Below are 15,255 nucleotides of genomic sequence, written 5' to 3' on the forward strand. Positions count from 1 at the left end.
GGGTTCGGGATGGGTGACACGCAGGACTGGACGGCCGCACCCGGCGCGGCGGAACGGGCGCGGTCGGTGCTGGCCGCCGCATGGTCGTGCGCGGTGACCGCGGACGGCGTGCGCGAGGAGTACGTCGGCGCGCACACCGTCACCGACGACGGCGAGGTGCGGCTGACGGTGCCCGACGACAGCGCCCTGCTCGTGGCGGCCGTCTGCGCGCCGCGTCAGGAGCCCTCCGCCGCGCTGGAGTTCGCCGACGTGGCCCCCGTCCCGGTGCGAGGCCGCATCCGGGCCCGGCTGTATCTCGCCGGCTGGTTCGCCCCGGCCGGCGGCTCCCTGCTCTTCCGGCCCACCCGGGTCGTGCTGCGGCAGTCCGCCGGGGCCGTGGCCGTCGACCTCGGCGAGTTCACCGCCGCCCGGCCGGACCCCCTCGCGGGTGCCGAGCCCCGGCTGCTCACCCATCTCGCCGACGCCCACCCGGACGCCGTCGAGCGGCTCACCCGCCTGGTGCGGCCGGAGAGCCTGCACGCCGCGACCCGCGTGGCGCCCCTCGCCGTCGACCGGCACGGACTGACCCTGCGCATCGAACGCACCCGCGCCCACGGAGACGTACGGCTGCCCTTCCACGCGCCCGCCGACGACGTCGCCCAGCTCACCGAGCGCATGCACGTCCTGCTGGCACAGGCCGGTGCCGCCGCCTGCCCCCGCGCGCTACAGCGGCAGCGCGCAGACGGCGACGGGTGAGGGGAACGGCTCGCCCGCCGGGCGGAGATCTCCGCTGTCCGTGTCGACATGGAAGACGCCGACCGTTCCGGAGCGCTGGTTCGCCGTGAACAGCAGCCGGCCGTCCGGCGAGAAGGCGATCTGCCGGGGGAAGTCCCCGCCCACCGGCACCGTGCCGAGCAGCCGCAGCCGGGCCCCGTCGGCCTCGACGGCGTACCGCGCCAGGCTGTTGTGACCCCGGTTGGCCAGGAAGGCGTACGCGCCGTTCGCCGTCACCAGGATCTGCGCCGGATAGTTGGTGCCGCCGTCCGAACCCGTCGGCTGCGGTTCCCCGATCGTCAGCCGGCCGGTCCCGGGATCGTAGGCGCAGACGGCGACCGTGTCGTCCACCTCGTTGGCCAGGTAGGCGTACCGGCCGCCCGGATGGAAGGTCAGATGGCGCGGTCCCGCGCCGGGCCGGGCGTGTGCCCGCGCCACCTCCGTGAGCGTGCCCTCGGCCCGGTCGAGGCGGTAGGTGTAGACGGTGTCGGTGCCGAGATCGACGGCGAGGACATGACCGCCGTCCGGGCTGGTGAGGACCTGATGGGCGTGCGGGCCCTGCTGACCGGGGCCGGGCGCCGGGGAGGAGTGGGTGACCAGTCCGGTGCGCTCGCCCAGGGCGCCCGAGGCGTCGATCGGGTGCACGGCGACACTGCCCGATCCGTAGTTGGCGCTGAGCAGCCAGCGCCCGGTGGGATGCACCGACAGGTGGCAGGGCCCCGCGCCGCCCGTGCTCCGGGTGCCGAGGACCCGCCGGTCCGCGAGGCGTACGGCCGTCACGCCGCCGTCCTGCCGCTCGTCCACCGCGTACAGCGTCCGGCCGTCCGGGTGCACAGCGAGGTACGACGGGTCGGGGACCCCGGTGAGCGTGCCCGTACCGGTGATCCGGCCCGTCGCCGGATCGTACGCGGCCAGGCCGATGCCGGTGCCGCCGCCGTCGACGGAGGTGTACGTGCCCACATACAGCGGGCACGGCCGGGACGGCTTGCGCGGCGGTGCGGCGCCCTGCGGCACGCTTTTCGCGGGCGGGGCGTCGGCCGGCGGGGCCGCCGGAGACGGCACCACCACGATGGCCGCCGTGCCCGCCACGGCCCCGACGAACCGGCGCCTGGTCCAGCCTCCCCCCGGCTCTTCTCTCCGCTCGAGCAGGGGGGACCTCCAGCGTGCCGCCCGTGCCTCCGTGTTCATGCCGCACCTCAGGTCGTCGGTTGCCCCGGTCGTGACAGCCACCTTGGCCTGTGACCGCCACCAGGGGCAAGCCGGGCAACGGCCGTTGCGCAGCGTGCAACTCGGATGGGGCCTACCAGTCCCCGTCCTCCACCGGCTTGCCCGGCGCGTCCTTCAGCGGGGTCACCTGGCCGGCCGACGGCGCCTGCCACGGGTCCAGGTCGTCGCCGAGCCAGTCGCCGACCGGCTTGACCGTCTGAAGGGGGTCCGTGGGTGCGAGGTCCTCGGCGTCCGCGTCGTAGTAGTCGTACCAAGGCAGTCCCGCCCGCGTGTAGGCCGCCCGGTCCACCGGGGACGGCGGGGGCGCCTCGCCGGTGATGCGGCGCCACTCCGGGGGCGTGACCAGGTGGACGAAGACCCGCCCGGCGGGTTCCTCGGACCAGTCCCTGAGCGGCCGGTCGTCCTGGTAGACCTCCTGCCGCATCGAGCCGCCGACGCCCAGGCCCATGGCCGCGGCGGGCCGCCGGGGCGCCCCGCCCGGAGCCGGGGGCGGCGGGGCCGAGCCGGGGGCGGCGGCCGCCATCGGCATCGCCGCACCGGGCGCGGCCATCATCTGCGGGGCCGCGCCGTACCCGCCGGTCGCCTGGGTCCACGCCTGCCGGGCCCGCTCCAGCCGCTCCTGCTCCTGGCGCCGCCACTCGGCCAGCACGCCCTCCCTGAGCGGGAACGACTGCAGCTGGACGCCGCCCCACACCTCCTCACCGGTGACCTGCCCCTCCACGGTCGCGCCGAGTCCGAGCGGCACCGCGACGAACTGGCGGACCGTGCCCTTGCCGGAGTTGATGCCGTCCAGCCAGGGCTGGCGGGGCAGCACCACATAGTTCTGCGGGCGCCGCGAGAGCCGGCCGCTCCACGGCTTGCCGGACACCGCGCACACCTTGCCCACCCCCACCTGGAGCGCGGCCGGCTCCGTCGTACCGGTGAAACTCAGCCACATCGCCTCACGGAGATACACCGGCAGCATCACGCCACCGCGCGCCCGCCACTCCTCGGGGACCGTGTCGGCGTAGTCGGCGACCCGCCGGACCGGGAACTCGCCCAGCCCCGGCGGCAGCGGATGCGTGCCCGTCTCGGGCAGCCGCAGGGTGCGGACGAACCGCACCGCCACCCCACCCGGCAGCCGCAGGGTGTTCCCGTCGATCCGTACCGCCGCGCCGGCCATGCGACCGCCCCCTCACATCCCGTGCCGATCCGTTCCGGCACCTTCTCACCGAGAACGCTCGCCGAGCCCCGCGCGGTTCCGCCACAGCTCCTCCTGGACGCCGAGGCGCTCGCGCAACCGGGACATCCGCGGCAGTTTCGCCCGCTGTTCCCGCGAGACCCGGTCCAGCTCCTCCAGCAGGCGGCCGGTGCGGTGCTCGGTGTTCAGCTCGTCGATGATCCGGGTCGTCTCGGTCAGTACCGCGCCCATGAGCTGCCAGTTCGACCAGTCCTTGCGGATCTCCTCCTGCAGCAGCTCGGCCAGCCGGTCGCGGGTGCCGGCCGCCGTGTGCAGCTCGGCGGTGAGCCGGGCCTCGGCCGACTCGGCGTCCTCGCTCAGATGGGTGGTCACCAGGACGGCGAAGCTGACCACCGCGTCGCCGATCTCCGACAGCAGCTGCTCCATGGTCGCCCCGACCCGCGGCGGCAACAGCTCCTCGGACCCCCGGGCCTTCGCCAGGTCCGTGAACGAACGGGCCAGCACCCGCAGGACCACCGTGCAGATCTCCAGGGTGTCCAAGCCGGTGCGCAGCACCACCCGGTGCAGCAGGCCCTCCTTCACCCGCGGATTGAGCCGCAGGCTGTCCTCGGCCTGTCGCAGCGCGGCATCCACCCGGACGATGTCGTGGTCCAGCCGGCGTGCCTCGTGGAGCCGCTCGGCCGCCTGCTGCCAGGGGATCCGGCCCGCCGCCTCCTCGCCCATCCGCAGCATCAACTGGCGTACCCGGCGTGCCAGGTCCTCGATCGACCGGCCCGCCTCGTCCACCCACACCGGTGGCGGAAGCAGCAGGTTGCAGGCCGTCCCGACGACCGCGCCGATCAGGGTCTCCACGATCCGTGCCCACGCGGTGAACCCGACGGTGGTCACCCCGAGCACCAGCATGGCGCTGATCGCCACCTCGGCCACGTACTCGTCGACCCGTACCAGGTGCCCCACGGCCAGCGCGGCCACGATGAGCAGTGCGAGGCTCCACCAGGTCAGCCCCACCAGCACGCTGAAGGCGATGGCGACCAGCACGCCGGCCACCACCGAGTTCACCCGGCGGATGCCGTTGGTGAGCGTGGCGTAGAAGGTCACCTGGACGACCAGCAGAGCGGTCAGGGGTGCGGTCAGGGGGGCTGGTTCCGGACTGAGGCGCAGGGCGATCACATAGGCGACCGTCGCCGCCGCTGCCGACCGCAGCGTCTGGACGACCACCGGCTCCCGGTGTCGCTCCACCAGGCCCAGCAGTCCTGTAGTCCACTTTCGTACGTCATGCATCCCTTGGCCTGTTCCCGTTACCGGGCTGGGTCGAACGTGGCCGATCGAGGACTGTTTCTGTCCGCGAGTGAGCGGAGGCAGGGTGTGACGAGAACGGCCTCGGTGGCCGGAACTGTTCGCCGGACCCCGGCGTGTGCCTGGTGCAGGCCGTCGGGCCCCGGCGCCGCCTCAGACGTACAGCTTGTCGAGGAACGCGGACAGGTTGCCCGTCGTACGGGCGATCTGCTCCGCCGGCGTCAGGCTCTCCTCGAACCGGGCCCCGGACTCCGGCACCTTCCTGCCCCGCACGTACAAGGAACACGCGAGGTCGGTGCACATGTACAAGCCGACCGAGTTCCCCTCACGGCCCGCCGCTCCCGCCTTCCGCGCGGTCATCAGCGACACCCCGCCGCCGGGATGCGTGGTCAGGCACAGCGAGCACATGCTGCGGTGCAGAAACCCCCGCCGGGAAGGCGGGAAACGCAGGGCGATGCCTACGAGGCCGCCGTCCCGTTCGGTGACCAGATAGCTGCGGTCGGGCGCCCCGGGGTCTCGCCAGCCCAGGAAGTCCAGGTCGTCCCAGGGCCGTTCACCGAGGTCGCGCGGCACCGCCAGCCGCTTGGCCTCCCCTTTGGAGCAGTTGACAAAGGAGTCGCGGATGTCCTGCTCGCCAAGCGATCTCATGAGGGGGAGTCCTTCCGGATGCGGTGCCGTGAACTTGTCGAACGCCGTGAACCTAGAGACCCTAGGCTCACGGCTAGCGTAGGTAGCCAAGAGGGGAGTGGGCCAATGGATTTCCGGTGAACCATGTACACGCGGCCGGCTGAGCCGCGGGTGAGGGGGCGCAGTGGGGGACTCGGAGGAGCGGGTCCGGCGGGTCCTGGACCAGCGGTTCCTCACTGGATACCCGGACAGCGGGCCGAGGCGAGGGCCGGGTCGCCTTCGGTCGCTCGTTGCATCGAGGTCCCCCCGCTTAGCTCATAGCATGAACTAAGGGTTGGGAGAATATCGCGCCCGAGTTGTCCGAAGGGGTATGTTGCAGGTCGGGCAGGGTTCGTGAAGGGAGCCACATGGCGGGGCGCAACGGACGCACGGTACGCGACCTGAGACGGGGCAATCGCACGGCGGTGCTGCAGCGGCTCTACTTCGACGGCCCGCTCAGCCGTTTCGAGCTGGGCCCGACGACAGGACTCAGCTCCGGCTCGGTCAGCAACGTGGTCGCCGACCTGATCGCCGACGGCCTGGTCGAGGAGGCCGGCAGCGTCGACTCCGACGGCGGCCGGCCCCGCACCCTGCTGCGCGTCGCCCCGCACAGCGGCCAGATGATAGGCGTCGACGTCGGCGAGACCCGGGTCCGGGTGGAGCTGTTCGACCTTGCCCTCACCGAACTCGCCCGCACGGAACGCCGGTTGACCCCGCAGAGCTACGACGTGGACGTCATCGCCGGCCACATCCGCGACGGCATCGACGAGGTCCTCACCGCCGAGCACGCCGTCCCCGAGCGGCTGCTCGGCGTCGGCGTCGGCGTCCCCGGCATCGTCGAACACAGCTCCGAGCGAGGCGCCGTCGTGCACGGGCAGACCATCGGCTGGGACGCCGTCCCGCTGGAGCGACTGCTCCGCTCCACCTCCCAACTCCCGGACGAGGTGCCGTACTTCATCGACAACGGCGCCAAGACCCTGGGGCAGGCGGAGATGTGGTTCGGCGCGGGACGCGGCGCCCGCAACGCCGTCGTGGTGCTCTTCGGCTCCGGCGTCGGCGCCTGCCTCGTCACCCCCGAGGTGGAGCACGGCCGGGCGGTCGAGTGGGGCCATCTGACGGTCCGGGTCCGCGGGCGCCGCTGCCGCTGCGGTGCGCCCGGCTGCCTGGAGGCCTACGCGGGTGCCGAGTCGCTGCTCGCCCGCTGGCGCGAGGAGGGCGGACGACCGCCGGAGGACACCGACGAGGAGACCGCGCTCACGGCGATGCTCGCCGCCGCCTACCCGCCCGAGGGCACGGCGCCCGATCCGGTCGCGCTGGGCGTCCTGGAGGAGACCGCCGAATATCTGGGCGCCGGCCTGTCCGACCTGATCAACCTCTTCCAGCCGGAGCGGATCCTCATCGGCGGCTGGGCCGGGCTCCAGCTCGGCACCCGCTTCCTGCCCGCCGTACGCCGGCACGCGACGACGTACGCCCTGCGCCACCCCGCGGACAAGGTGACCATCGAACTCGGCCGGCTCGGCCCCGACGCCGTCACCGTCGGCGCCGCAATCCTGCCGCTGGCCGACTTCTTCGCCAGCGGCGGCCGACGGCCCGAACCGGCCGGCGAGGACCGCCTGCCGGCCTGGCGGGCAGCACTCGAGGAGCGGGCCCCACGCTGAGCGCGTCGAACCGTATTCCAGGCTGAGAGTGCCGCAGTGCGCCGAGTCGCGAACAGGCTGGGCGCCCCCGTGTGCCGAGTCGCGATCGTGGACTCAGCGTCACAGCGCGCCGAGTCGCGATCCACGCCGAGCGTCACAGCGCGTCGAGTCGGTCTCCGCGTCGTGCGTCATAGTGCGCCGAGTCGCGATCCAGGCTGGGCGCCCCCATGCGCCGAGTCGCGAGCCCGGCAGCGTCACAGTGCGTCGAGTCGGTGTCCGCGTCGAGCGTCACCGTGCGTCGAGTTGTTGTCCGCGTCGTGCGTCGTGGTGGTTCGAGTCGCGATCCACGCCGAGCGTCACAATGCGCTGAGCCGTTCTCCGGGCCGAGCGCCGCAGCGCATCGCGTCGTCGGCGACCGGCGTTGTGCGTCCAGTCGCTGTCCGCGTCGGCGGGGGTCCGTCTCGAGTGGAGCCGTCTCAGGCCGAGGGCTCCTCCGGTGCCGGATGCTCCGGGTGCACCGTGCCGGAGCGCGGCGCGCCCTGCGGGCCGCTGCCGGCCTCGTCGGTGTCCGGCACCCCGTCCTCGTCCGGCTCGGCGTCGATCGGATGCCCGGGCACCACGTCCCACGGGTCCTCGCCGGGCCCGGCCTGCTGATCGGGCAGGTCCCTCGGCACCGGCCGCTCGTCCTCACCGGTCTCCTGCCCCTGCCCCTGCTGCGGCTGTTCGGCCATGGCGTTCTCCCTCGCCTCCTCGGTTCGCGGTGTGTTGGCTCAGCCGACCTTCCGGCCCCGCATCGGTTCCGTGTCCATCCCGCCGCCCTTCTGCAGGCCGTCCAGGAACTCCCGTAGCACCTCGGTCGCCGACCGCTTCGGCTGCCAGCCCAGCTCGGAGTGCGCCCGGGCGCAGTCCATCAGGGGCAGGCGCAGCACCGCGTCGAACAGGTGCGGGGAGGCCGGGAGCAGATGCAGCCCCCAGGCAGCGGCGATCGCGGAGCGGGCGGCCGCGCGCGGCAGCCGCACCGGGCGGGCGCCGAGCAGTTCGGCGAGCACACCCGCGTCGAGCGGCGGATCCGCGGCCAGGTTGAAGGCGCCCCGGGCGGTGTCCGTGTGCACTGCGAGCCGGTACGCCTCGGCGGCGTCGTCCGTGTGCAGCGCCTGCACCCGCAGCCCCGGGACGTCCGGGAGGAACGGCAGCAGCTCGGGCCGGGCCAGCGGTCCGGGCAGGAAGCGCCCACCGAAGATCCGCCGCTGCTCGCTCGCCGACTCCCATTTGAACAGGAAGGCCGGTCGCATGCGGACCACCCGCACCTCGGGATGGTCGCGCTCGAACACGTCCAGCGTGCGCTCCAGATAGGCCTTCTCCCGGCAGTACGCGGCGTCCGGCCAGCCGTGCGTCGGCCAGGACTCGTCCACCGCCCGCTCCTTCGGCCCCGGCGAGTAGGCGCCCACGGATGAGGCGTGCACCAGCACCGGCACCCGGGCCGCGGCGACCGCCTCGAGCACCCGGATTCCGCCGAGTACGTTGGTGCGCCAGGTGGTGGCCGGATCATGGGTCGGCTGAAAGGCCCAGGCCAGGTGGATCACGGCGTCGGCGCCCTCGAACCGCTCCGCGAGGTTCGCCTGCTCCGAGGCCAGGTCGACCGCGGACCACTCGGTCTTCGGCGGTGACCACTCGGGTGTCCGCCGGGCCAGCCCACGCACCGACTTGATCCGGGGATCCTCCGAGAGCAGGCGCACCACGCTCGTCCCGACATTGCCGGTGGCTCCGGTCACGACCACCCTGCTGCCCGCTGAGCTGCTCACCTTCGGCTCCTTCCGTCCTCGAGGCGGAGGCTGCGACGACCGGCCGGGTACCCGGGGGCCATTCCCGCACACGCGGCATGACGTGAGAGGTAATCGACCGCGCGGGCCGGCGCACGGAAACATCAAGGGCGTCGAACACGGCGGACATCCTGTCCCGCCCGACCTGAGCCGGACCCACCGAGGAGGCCCCCATGCCGCACTTCGAGAGCCCCGTCGACGGCACCCGCCTGCACTACGTCGACCACGGCCCCGCCACCGGGCCGGTCGCCGTCTTCGTCGCCAGCGCCTACCTGGGCCACGAGATGTGGGAGTACCAGATGCTGCCCCTGGCGGAGGCCGGCTACCGCTGTGTCGCCCTGGACCGGCGGGGCCACGGGCGCTCCGACGACGCCTGGTCCGGCTACGATCTCGACGCCCTCGCCGACGACCTGAACGGTCTGCTGGACCACCTCGATCTGCGCGAGGTCACCCTCATCGGACACTCCGTCGGCACCGCCGAGGTGATCCGCTGCCTCACGCGGCACGGCAGCGCACGCGTGGACCGCGTCGCCCTCGTCGCCGGCGTCAGCCCCGGTCTCGTCCGCTCGCCGAACATCCCCGACGGCCTGGACCCGGCGGCCGTCGGTGTCGACGAGGAGTTCTTCCGGCGGGACCGGGCCGCCTGGTTCACCACCTTCGCGGACGACTTCTTCGCCGTGCAGCAGCCCGGCAACGACGTCTCCCCGGCCTATGTCCGCTACATGATCGACCGCTGTCTGGTCGCCACGCCCCGCGCCGCGACCGGCATCCGGGCCGTCGTCGCGGTCCTGGACCTCACCGCCGAGCTGCTGGCGCTGGATCTCCCGGTGCTCGTCGTGCACGGCACCCACGACACCTCCGCGCCCCTGGCCCTCACCGGTGAGCGCCTGGCACGGCTCCTGCCGGACAGCACTCTGAAGGTGTACGAGAACGGCGGCCACGGCCTGTTCGCCACGCACGCGGACCTGCTCACGGCGGACCTGCGGGAGTTTCTCGACGCGGGGCGGACGCGGAGCACCACGCCGGCCGGGGCGGCCGCGAGCCGGTAGGGCCGGTGAGCAGGGGAAGGGTCCATGAAGAGAAGGGGCGGCCGCGAGCCCCAGAAAAAGAGCCCCGGCCGTGACGGGGGAATCACGACCGGGGCGGCCAAGCGGTGGGCACGGATGGCGGTCGCCTCTCGGCGAAAGGCTCCACAGGGCTTCAGCCGAACGATCGTCCCTGTGGGCGGAGGGTGAGGCCCGGGGACACTGTCCCATCCGTACCCACCCCTTGTTCAACGGGCAACCAACCTCTGGTGTTCCGCCCGGGTACATGACCTGCCTCACCCGCGGTGACGCTCACCCCAGCGGGCTCCCGTCGAGCCGGGCGAGCAGGTCGGCGGGGTCGGCGTACACCGCCTCCGCCCCGGCCTGCTCCAGGTCGTCCCGGGGAATCCCGCCGCACAGCAGGCCCACACGGCGCACCCCGGCCTTGCTGCCGGCCTCCATGTCCCACACCGTGTCCCCGACGAAAACCGCCCGCGAGGCCGGGACACCGGCCAGCTCCAGGGCGTGTTCCACGGGCTCCGGGGCGGGCTTGCCCTCCTCGACGTCGTCGGCGCTCGCGGTGCCCGTGATGGCGTCGTCCGCGTCGATCGCCCGGCGCAGCGCGCCCAGCTCCGCACCGCTCGCCGAGGTGGCGAGGACGATCGTCCAGCCGTCCCGGTGCAGCCGCCGCAGCAGTTCCCCGGCCTTCGGCAGGGCCGGGAGCCGGTCGAAGTACTGACCGTAGAGGGCCTTGTGCGCCGCGCTCAGCCCGGCGTCCTGGTCCTTGTCGCGGTCGTCGCCGAGCAGATGCGCGACGAGATCGTCGGATCCCAGGCCGACGGCCCGGTGGACGGCGTGCATGGGAACCTCGTGACCGGCCTGCCGGAAGGCCTCCCACCAGGTCACGACATGCAGGTGGTTGGTGTCGACGAGGGTCCCGTCGACGTCGAAGACGGCGGCACGATCCATCCGGGGGTCCTTTCTCTCACTCGCGGGGCCGGGTACCACGCCCGGCGTCCGCCACGCGTGCCGGCGTACGGCCTTCGCGCGTCCAGTCCAGCAGTTCGTCCGCGGACCACGTCGTCACCACCCGTTCGGCGGGCACCCCGCACTCCTCCGCGCGGGCGCAGCCGAGGATCTGCCAGTCCAGCTGGCCGGGCGCGTGCGCGTCGGTGTCGATCGAGAAGAGCACGCCGGCCGCCACGGCCTCGCGCAGCAGCCGCCGGGGAGGGTCGAGCCGTTCCGGCCGGCTGTTGATCTCCACGGCCGTCCCGGACTCGGCGCACGCGGCGAACACCTCGTCCGCGTCGAACTCCGACTCCGGCCGCCCCCGGCCGGTCACCAGGCGTCCGGTGCAGTGCCCGAGGATGTCGGCGTGCGGATCGCGGACGGCGGCCACCATCCGCCGGGTCATGGACCGGGCGTCCATCCGCAGCTTGGAGTGCACGGACACCACGACCACATCCAGCCGCTCCAGCAGCTCCGGCTCCTGGTCCAGGGAGCCGTCCTCGAGGATGTCGCACTCGATGCCGGTGAGCAGCCGGAACGGGACCCACCGCGTGTTCAGTTCCGCCACCACCGCCAGCTGCTCGCGCAGCCGCTCGGGTGACAGACCGCGGGCCACGGTCAGCCGGGGGGAGTGGTCGGTGAGGACGGTCCACTCATGCCCGAGGCCGGCCGCGGCCCGCCCCATCTCCTCGATCGGGCTGCCCCCGTCGGACCAGTCCGAGTGGGTGTGGCAGTCCCCGCGGATCAGCGCCCGCAACCCGGCCCCGGCACTCTCCGCGCCGGCCGACGTGCCGGCCTCCTCCTCCAGCTTGCGCAGATAACCGGGCACCTCCCCGGCCAGCGCCTCCCGCACCACCTGGGCGGTCTTGGGCCCCACCCCTTTCAGCGACTCCAGCGTCCCCGCCGCCGCGCGCTCGGCGACCTCTCCCTCGGGCAGGCCGGCCAGGGCACGCGAGGCGGTGCGGAAGGCCCGTACCCGATAGGTCGGGGCCAACGCCCGCTCCAGCAGGAAGGCGATCCGGTCAAGGGCGGCGACGGGGTCCATGGGAACCAGGGTTGCATCAGGCGCCCCCGAGGGGCGCGGGGAACGCGCGACCGGCCCCGGACCACCCGCGGCAGTGCGGACGGCCGGTGACCGCGACGACCCGGCCCCCGTTTGCCCACCGCTACCCCGGGTACTGCGTGACTCGTCCATCTGACCCCCCGTGAGGAGGCTCGGCATGTCCACACCAGCCGCGCAGCGAACGGCGTTGATCACCGGCGCGGACAGCGGCATCGGCCGCGCCACCGCCGTACGTCTGGCCGAGGCGGGCCTGGACATCGGCATCACCTGGCACTCCGACGAGAAGGGCGCCGAGGAGACGGCGCGGGAGGTCCGTGACAAAGGCCGCCGCGCCGCCGTCGCCCAGCTCGACCTCACCCGGCTGCCCGAGGCCGCCGACACCGTCGACGAGCTGTGCGAGGCACTCGGCCGCATCGACGTCCTGGTCAACAACGCCGGCACGGGCACCATGACGCCCTACCTCGACCTGACCCTGGCGGACGTCCGCCGGGTCCTCGACGTCGACCTCGTCGGCCCGTTCCTGTGCGGGCAGCGGGCGGCCCGGCACATGATCCGGCAGGGCGACGGCGGCCGGATCGTCAATGTCACCTCCGTCCACGAGCACCAGCCCAGGGTCGGCGCGGCCCCCTACTGCGCGGCCAAGGGCGGGCTCGGCCTGCTCACCCAGGTGATGGCCCTGGAGCTGGCCGAGTACGGCATCACCGTGAACGCCGTCGCGCCGGGCGAGATCGCCACGCCGATGACCGGCCAGGAGGACACCGACGTACACACCGAGTCCCGCCCCGGCGTCCCGCTCGGGCGTCCCGGCGACGCCCGCGAGGTGGCCGCCGTGATCGCCTTCCTGGCGAGCCCGGACGCCTCCTACGTCACCGGCGCCTCCTGGAGCGTCGACGGCGGCATGCTCCGCATGGGCCCGCAGGCCGGCTCCCACCTGACCAGCGACGACTGGCGCCGTCCCTGAACCCATGAGGCTGCGTACCAGTTCCTGCGACGGCCCGGACTACACACGCGTCCGCTGCGGCCGGGGCTTCCGCTACGTCGATGTCACCGGCGAGCCCCTCACCGACCCCGAACAGCTCGCCCGGGTCCGCGCCCTGACCATCCCCCCCGCCTGGCGCGACGTCTGGATCTGCCCCTGGCCCAACGGCCATCTCCAGGCCGTCGGCACGGACGACGCCGGACGCCGTCAGTACCTGTACCACGAGCAGTTCCGGGCGAAGCGGGACAAGGCCAAGCACGAGCACGTACGGCAGGTCGCGCGGGCCCTGCCCGAGCTGCGCGCCAAGGTGGCCGCCGACCTGGCGGGGCGGGGGCTGAGCCGGCCCCGGGTCAGCGCCTGCGCGGTCCGCCTGCTCGACCTCGGCTTCTTCCGCATCGGAAGCGACCGGCACCCCCGCAACAGCGAGACCTACGGGCTGACGACCATGCTCCGCGAACACGTCACCTGCGGCCGCGACGAGATCACGTTCAGCTTTCCGGCCAAGGGCGGCGTCGACATGGTGCGCGCCCTCGTCGACGACCAGGTGCGGACGGTCGCCCGCGCCCTGCTGCGCCGTCCACGCGGTGGCGACCGCTTCCTCGCCTTCCACCAGCACGGCTCCTGGCACGACCTGCACAGCGACGACCTCAACGAGGCGCTGCGCCGGCTGTCCGGCACCGATGTCACCGCCAAGGACTTCCGTACCTGGCATGCCACCGTTCTCGCCGCCGTGGCGGTCGCCGTGGCCGCCGACACAGCCCGCGCCACCGAGGCGGCCCGGCGCCAGCAGATCACCCGTGCCGTCCGGGAGGTCAGCCACTACCTGGGCAACACCCCGGCGGTGTGCCGGGCGTCGTACATCGATCCCACCGTCTTCGAGCTGTTCGAGCAGGACGTGACGATCGCCCCCGCGCTCACCCGGCTGGGCGAACACGGGGACTTCGGGCGTCCGGCCACGCAGGGAGCGGTCGAGGCCGCCGTCCTGGATCTGCTGGACGGCTCCCGCGGATGAGTCGTCCGGCCGGGTTGCGTTCTACGCTGAATTGCATGACCGAACAAGCAGTCCCCCACATGTCCCATCCGCGGGTCCTGGTGCTCGGCGTGTGCCAGGGCCGCCATGGCGAGCCGCCCTTCCGGATCATGGAGATCGACGGTCAGGTGGTGGGGGAGGCCAGGACCGTCACCGACGTGCTGCAGGCGGCCGCCTCCTACGGCATCACCATCCATGATCTGGACGACCCGGACGTGGTCCGCTTCGTGGGCGGCGACAAGTACACGTGGAGGCCGCGCTGAGCCGATGGCTCAGCCGGCCGTCCATTTCTGGTTGGCGCCGCCCGTGCAGGTCCAGAGCTGCAGCCGCGTCCCGTTGGCCGAGTTGTTCCCGGTGACGTCGAGGCACTTGTCGGCCTGCGGATTGACGATGTCGTGCGCCCCGGTGACGGTCCACTTCTGGTTGGGGCCGCCGGTGCAGTCCCACAGATGGACGGCCGAGCCGTCCGCGGTGCCGTTTTCCCTGACGTCCAGGCACTTGCCGAGCGCCCGGAGCGTGCCGTCCGAGCCGACCGTCCAGGCCTGCGCGGCGGAGCCGTTGCAGTCGTAGAGCTGGACCGGGGTGCCGTTCGCGGGATTCGCGCCGGCCACGTCCACGCATTTGCCGGCGAGGCCCCGGACGGGGACCCCGGCCGCGCTGCCGCCGGTCGTCACGGACACCGAGTCGACCACCAACTGCTGCGGGAACCGGGTGGAGCCGTCCGGGTCGCCGGGCCAGTAGCCGCCGACCGCGAGGTTCAGGATGAGGAAGAACGGCTTGTTGAACACCCACGTCTTCCCGCCCAGGTCGGCGGGCGTGCGCCGCTGGTAGACGTTCCCGTCCACCGACCAGGTGATCGAGTCGGGCGCCCAGTCGACGGCGAAGGTGTGGAAGGCGTCGGCGAAGGCCTGGCCGTTCGGCAGCGAGTAGCCGGCGCCTATGCCGCCCGAGCCGGAGTAGCCAGGACCGTGGATGGTGCCGTGCACGGCGGAGGGTTCGAAACCCACGTTCTCCATCACGTCGATCTCGCCCGAGTCCGGCCAGTTGACCGGCGTGCCGAGCATCCAGAACGCCGGCCACATGCCCTGCCCCCGCGGGATCTTCATCCGGGCCTCGACATGGCCGTACTGCGCGGTGAACTTCCCGGCGGTGTTCAGCCGGGCGGAGGTGTACTGGCAGCTGCCGTACCAGCACTGGTAGCCGGCCGGGTTCTCCTTCCGGGCCGTGATCACCAGGTGGCCCTGGCCGTCCAGGGCCGCGTTCTTCGTCCCCGAGGTGTAGTACTGCCGCTCGTGGTTGTTGACGTTGTCACCGGTCTCCAGCGTCCATTTCGAACCGTCGACCGCGGCGCCCGCGGGCCCGTCGAAGCTGTCGGAGAAGGTGGTGACGGCGGCGGCCGCCGGGGCGGTGGTCTGGGCCCGTGCCGGGCCGACGGCGGCGGAGCCGATCAGCGCGGCGGACAGGGCGGCGAGGAGACATCTGCGGAGCAGACGTGGGGAGGCCATGGCTCTCCGTTCGGCGTGGGGGGTGAGATGCCTCTTGATTTAAGAAGTGAGATAAGGGGGCGTCAA

The 15,255-nt window shown here is 73.0% G+C and carries 15 protein-coding genes; 6 read left to right on the forward strand and 9 right to left on the reverse strand.

The window, feature by feature from the left end; translation table 11 throughout:
- Positions 1-9 precede the first annotated feature (9 nt).
- Positions 10-735, forward strand: coding sequence for a DUF2470 domain-containing protein (locus AC07C1_RS23945; RefSeq protein ID WP_478941988.1), 726 nt, complete (start codon positions 10-12; stop codon positions 733-735).
- Here AC07C1_RS23945 and AC07C1_RS23950 read toward each other — a convergent pair.
- The 4 genes from AC07C1_RS23950 to AC07C1_RS23965 form a co-directional block, all read right to left on the reverse strand.
- The gene (locus AC07C1_RS23950; RefSeq protein WP_478942099.1) at positions 703-1,842 is read right to left on the reverse strand and encodes a lactonase family protein; all 1,140 of its coding nucleotides are present in this window, start codon (positions 1,840-1,842) and stop codon (positions 703-705) included. The genes AC07C1_RS23945 and AC07C1_RS23950 overlap by 33 nt on opposite strands.
- Positions 1,843-2,053: 211 nt before the next feature.
- Entirely contained in the window at positions 2,054-3,142 is a 1,089-nt protein-coding gene (locus tag AC07C1_RS23955) for a hypothetical protein (protein WP_478941990.1), read from the reverse strand.
- 45 nt (positions 3,143-3,187) lie between these two features.
- Positions 3,188-4,441, reverse strand: coding sequence for an FUSC family protein (locus AC07C1_RS23960; RefSeq protein ID WP_478941991.1), 1,254 nt, complete (start codon positions 4,439-4,441; stop codon positions 3,188-3,190).
- A gap of 168 nt (positions 4,442-4,609) precedes the next feature.
- Positions 4,610-5,104: an FBP domain-containing protein gene (locus AC07C1_RS23965; protein ID WP_478941993.1), complete on the reverse strand. Its 495-nt coding sequence runs from the start codon at positions 5,102-5,104 to the stop codon at positions 4,610-4,612.
- A gap of 386 nt (positions 5,105-5,490) precedes the next feature.
- Between AC07C1_RS23965 and AC07C1_RS23970 the strand changes: the two genes are divergently transcribed.
- Positions 5,491-6,780 (forward strand): ROK family protein, encoded by a 1,290-nt coding sequence (locus AC07C1_RS23970; protein WP_478941995.1) that lies wholly within the window; start codon positions 5,491-5,493, stop codon positions 6,778-6,780.
- A 455-nt stretch (positions 6,781-7,235) separates the two neighbouring features.
- Here the strand turns inward: AC07C1_RS23970 and AC07C1_RS23975 are convergent, their stop codons facing one another.
- Positions 7,236-7,490: a hypothetical protein gene (locus AC07C1_RS23975; protein WP_478941996.1), complete on the reverse strand. Its 255-nt coding sequence runs from the start codon at positions 7,488-7,490 to the stop codon at positions 7,236-7,238.
- A 39-nt stretch (positions 7,491-7,529) separates the two neighbouring features.
- Positions 7,530-8,561, reverse strand: a complete 1,032-nt coding sequence (locus tag AC07C1_RS23980) for an SDR family oxidoreductase (RefSeq protein WP_478941998.1) — start codon at positions 8,559-8,561, stop codon at positions 7,530-7,532.
- 191 nt (positions 8,562-8,752) lie between these two features.
- On the opposite strand from AC07C1_RS23980, the gene AC07C1_RS23985 reads away from it, so the two are divergent.
- Entirely contained in the window at positions 8,753-9,628 is an 876-nt protein-coding gene (locus AC07C1_RS23985) for an alpha/beta fold hydrolase (protein ID WP_478942000.1), read from the forward strand.
- 288 nt (positions 9,629-9,916) lie between these two features.
- Here AC07C1_RS23985 and AC07C1_RS23990 read toward each other — a convergent pair whose 3' ends face one another.
- Both AC07C1_RS23990 and AC07C1_RS23995 read right to left on the reverse strand, forming a co-directional pair.
- The gene (locus AC07C1_RS23990; RefSeq protein WP_478942001.1) at positions 9,917-10,573 is read right to left on the reverse strand and encodes an HAD family hydrolase; all 657 of its coding nucleotides are present in this window, start codon (positions 10,571-10,573) and stop codon (positions 9,917-9,919) included.
- Between the two features lie 16 nt (positions 10,574-10,589).
- Complete coding sequence (locus AC07C1_RS23995; protein WP_478942003.1) at positions 10,590-11,657, reverse strand: PHP domain-containing protein; 1,068 nt, start codon at positions 11,655-11,657, stop codon at positions 10,590-10,592.
- Positions 11,658-11,832: 175 nt separating this feature from the next.
- On the opposite strand from AC07C1_RS23995, the gene AC07C1_RS24000 reads away from it, so the two are divergent.
- From AC07C1_RS24000 to AC07C1_RS24010, 3 genes are read left to right on the forward strand one after another with little or no spacing between them, the layout of a single operon-like run.
- Positions 11,833-12,636, forward strand: a complete 804-nt coding sequence (locus AC07C1_RS24000; RefSeq protein ID WP_478942005.1) for an SDR family oxidoreductase — start codon at positions 11,833-11,835, stop codon at positions 12,634-12,636.
- A 4-nt stretch (positions 12,637-12,640) separates the two neighbouring features.
- The gene (locus tag AC07C1_RS24005; RefSeq protein WP_478942006.1) at positions 12,641-13,666 is read left to right on the forward strand and encodes a DNA topoisomerase IB; all 1,026 of its coding nucleotides are present in this window, start codon (positions 12,641-12,643) and stop codon (positions 13,664-13,666) included.
- Positions 13,667-13,701: 35 nt separating this feature from the next.
- Positions 13,702-13,947 (forward strand): hypothetical protein, encoded by a 246-nt coding sequence (locus AC07C1_RS24010; RefSeq protein WP_478942008.1) that lies wholly within the window; start codon positions 13,702-13,704, stop codon positions 13,945-13,947.
- A 9-nt stretch (positions 13,948-13,956) separates the two neighbouring features.
- Here AC07C1_RS24010 and AC07C1_RS24015 read toward each other — a convergent pair whose 3' ends face one another.
- Positions 13,957-15,189 (reverse strand): RICIN domain-containing protein, encoded by a 1,233-nt coding sequence (locus AC07C1_RS24015; RefSeq protein ID WP_478942010.1) that lies wholly within the window; start codon positions 15,187-15,189, stop codon positions 13,957-13,959.
- Positions 15,190-15,255 lie beyond the last annotated feature (66 nt).

The organism is Streptomyces sp. NPDC045022 (genome assembly GCF_056432605.1).

Coding starts and splice junctions, on each gene's coding strand:
- AC07C1_RS23945 (WP_478941988.1), top strand. CDS start 10: ATGGGTGACACGCAGGACTGGACGGCCGCACCCGGCGCGGCGGAACGG.
- AC07C1_RS23955 (WP_478941990.1), bottom strand. CDS start 3,142: ATGGCCGGCGCGGCGGTACGGATCGACGGGAACACCCTGCGGCTGCCG.
- AC07C1_RS23960 (WP_478941991.1), bottom strand. CDS start 4,441: ATGCATGACGTACGAAAGTGGACTACAGGACTGCTGGGCCTGGTGGAG.
- AC07C1_RS23965 (WP_478941993.1), bottom strand. CDS start 5,104: ATGAGATCGCTTGGCGAGCAGGACATCCGCGACTCCTTTGTCAACTGC.
- AC07C1_RS23970 (WP_478941995.1), top strand. CDS start 5,491: ATGGCGGGGCGCAACGGACGCACGGTACGCGACCTGAGACGGGGCAAT.
- AC07C1_RS23975 (WP_478941996.1), bottom strand. CDS start 7,490: ATGGCCGAACAGCCGCAGCAGGGGCAGGGGCAGGAGACCGGTGAGGAC.
- AC07C1_RS23985 (WP_478942000.1), top strand. CDS start 8,753: ATGCCGCACTTCGAGAGCCCCGTCGACGGCACCCGCCTGCACTACGTC.
- AC07C1_RS23990 (WP_478942001.1), bottom strand. CDS start 10,573: ATGGATCGTGCCGCCGTCTTCGACGTCGACGGGACCCTCGTCGACACC.
- AC07C1_RS23995 (WP_478942003.1), bottom strand. CDS start 11,657: ATGGACCCCGTCGCCGCCCTTGACCGGATCGCCTTCCTGCTGGAGCGG.
- AC07C1_RS24000 (WP_478942005.1), top strand. CDS start 11,833: ATGTCCACACCAGCCGCGCAGCGAACGGCGTTGATCACCGGCGCGGAC.
- AC07C1_RS24005 (WP_478942006.1), top strand. CDS start 12,641: ATGAGGCTGCGTACCAGTTCCTGCGACGGCCCGGACTACACACGCGTC.
- AC07C1_RS24010 (WP_478942008.1), top strand. CDS start 13,702: ATGACCGAACAAGCAGTCCCCCACATGTCCCATCCGCGGGTCCTGGTG.
- AC07C1_RS24015 (WP_478942010.1), bottom strand. CDS start 15,189: ATGGCCTCCCCACGTCTGCTCCGCAGATGTCTCCTCGCCGCCCTGTCC.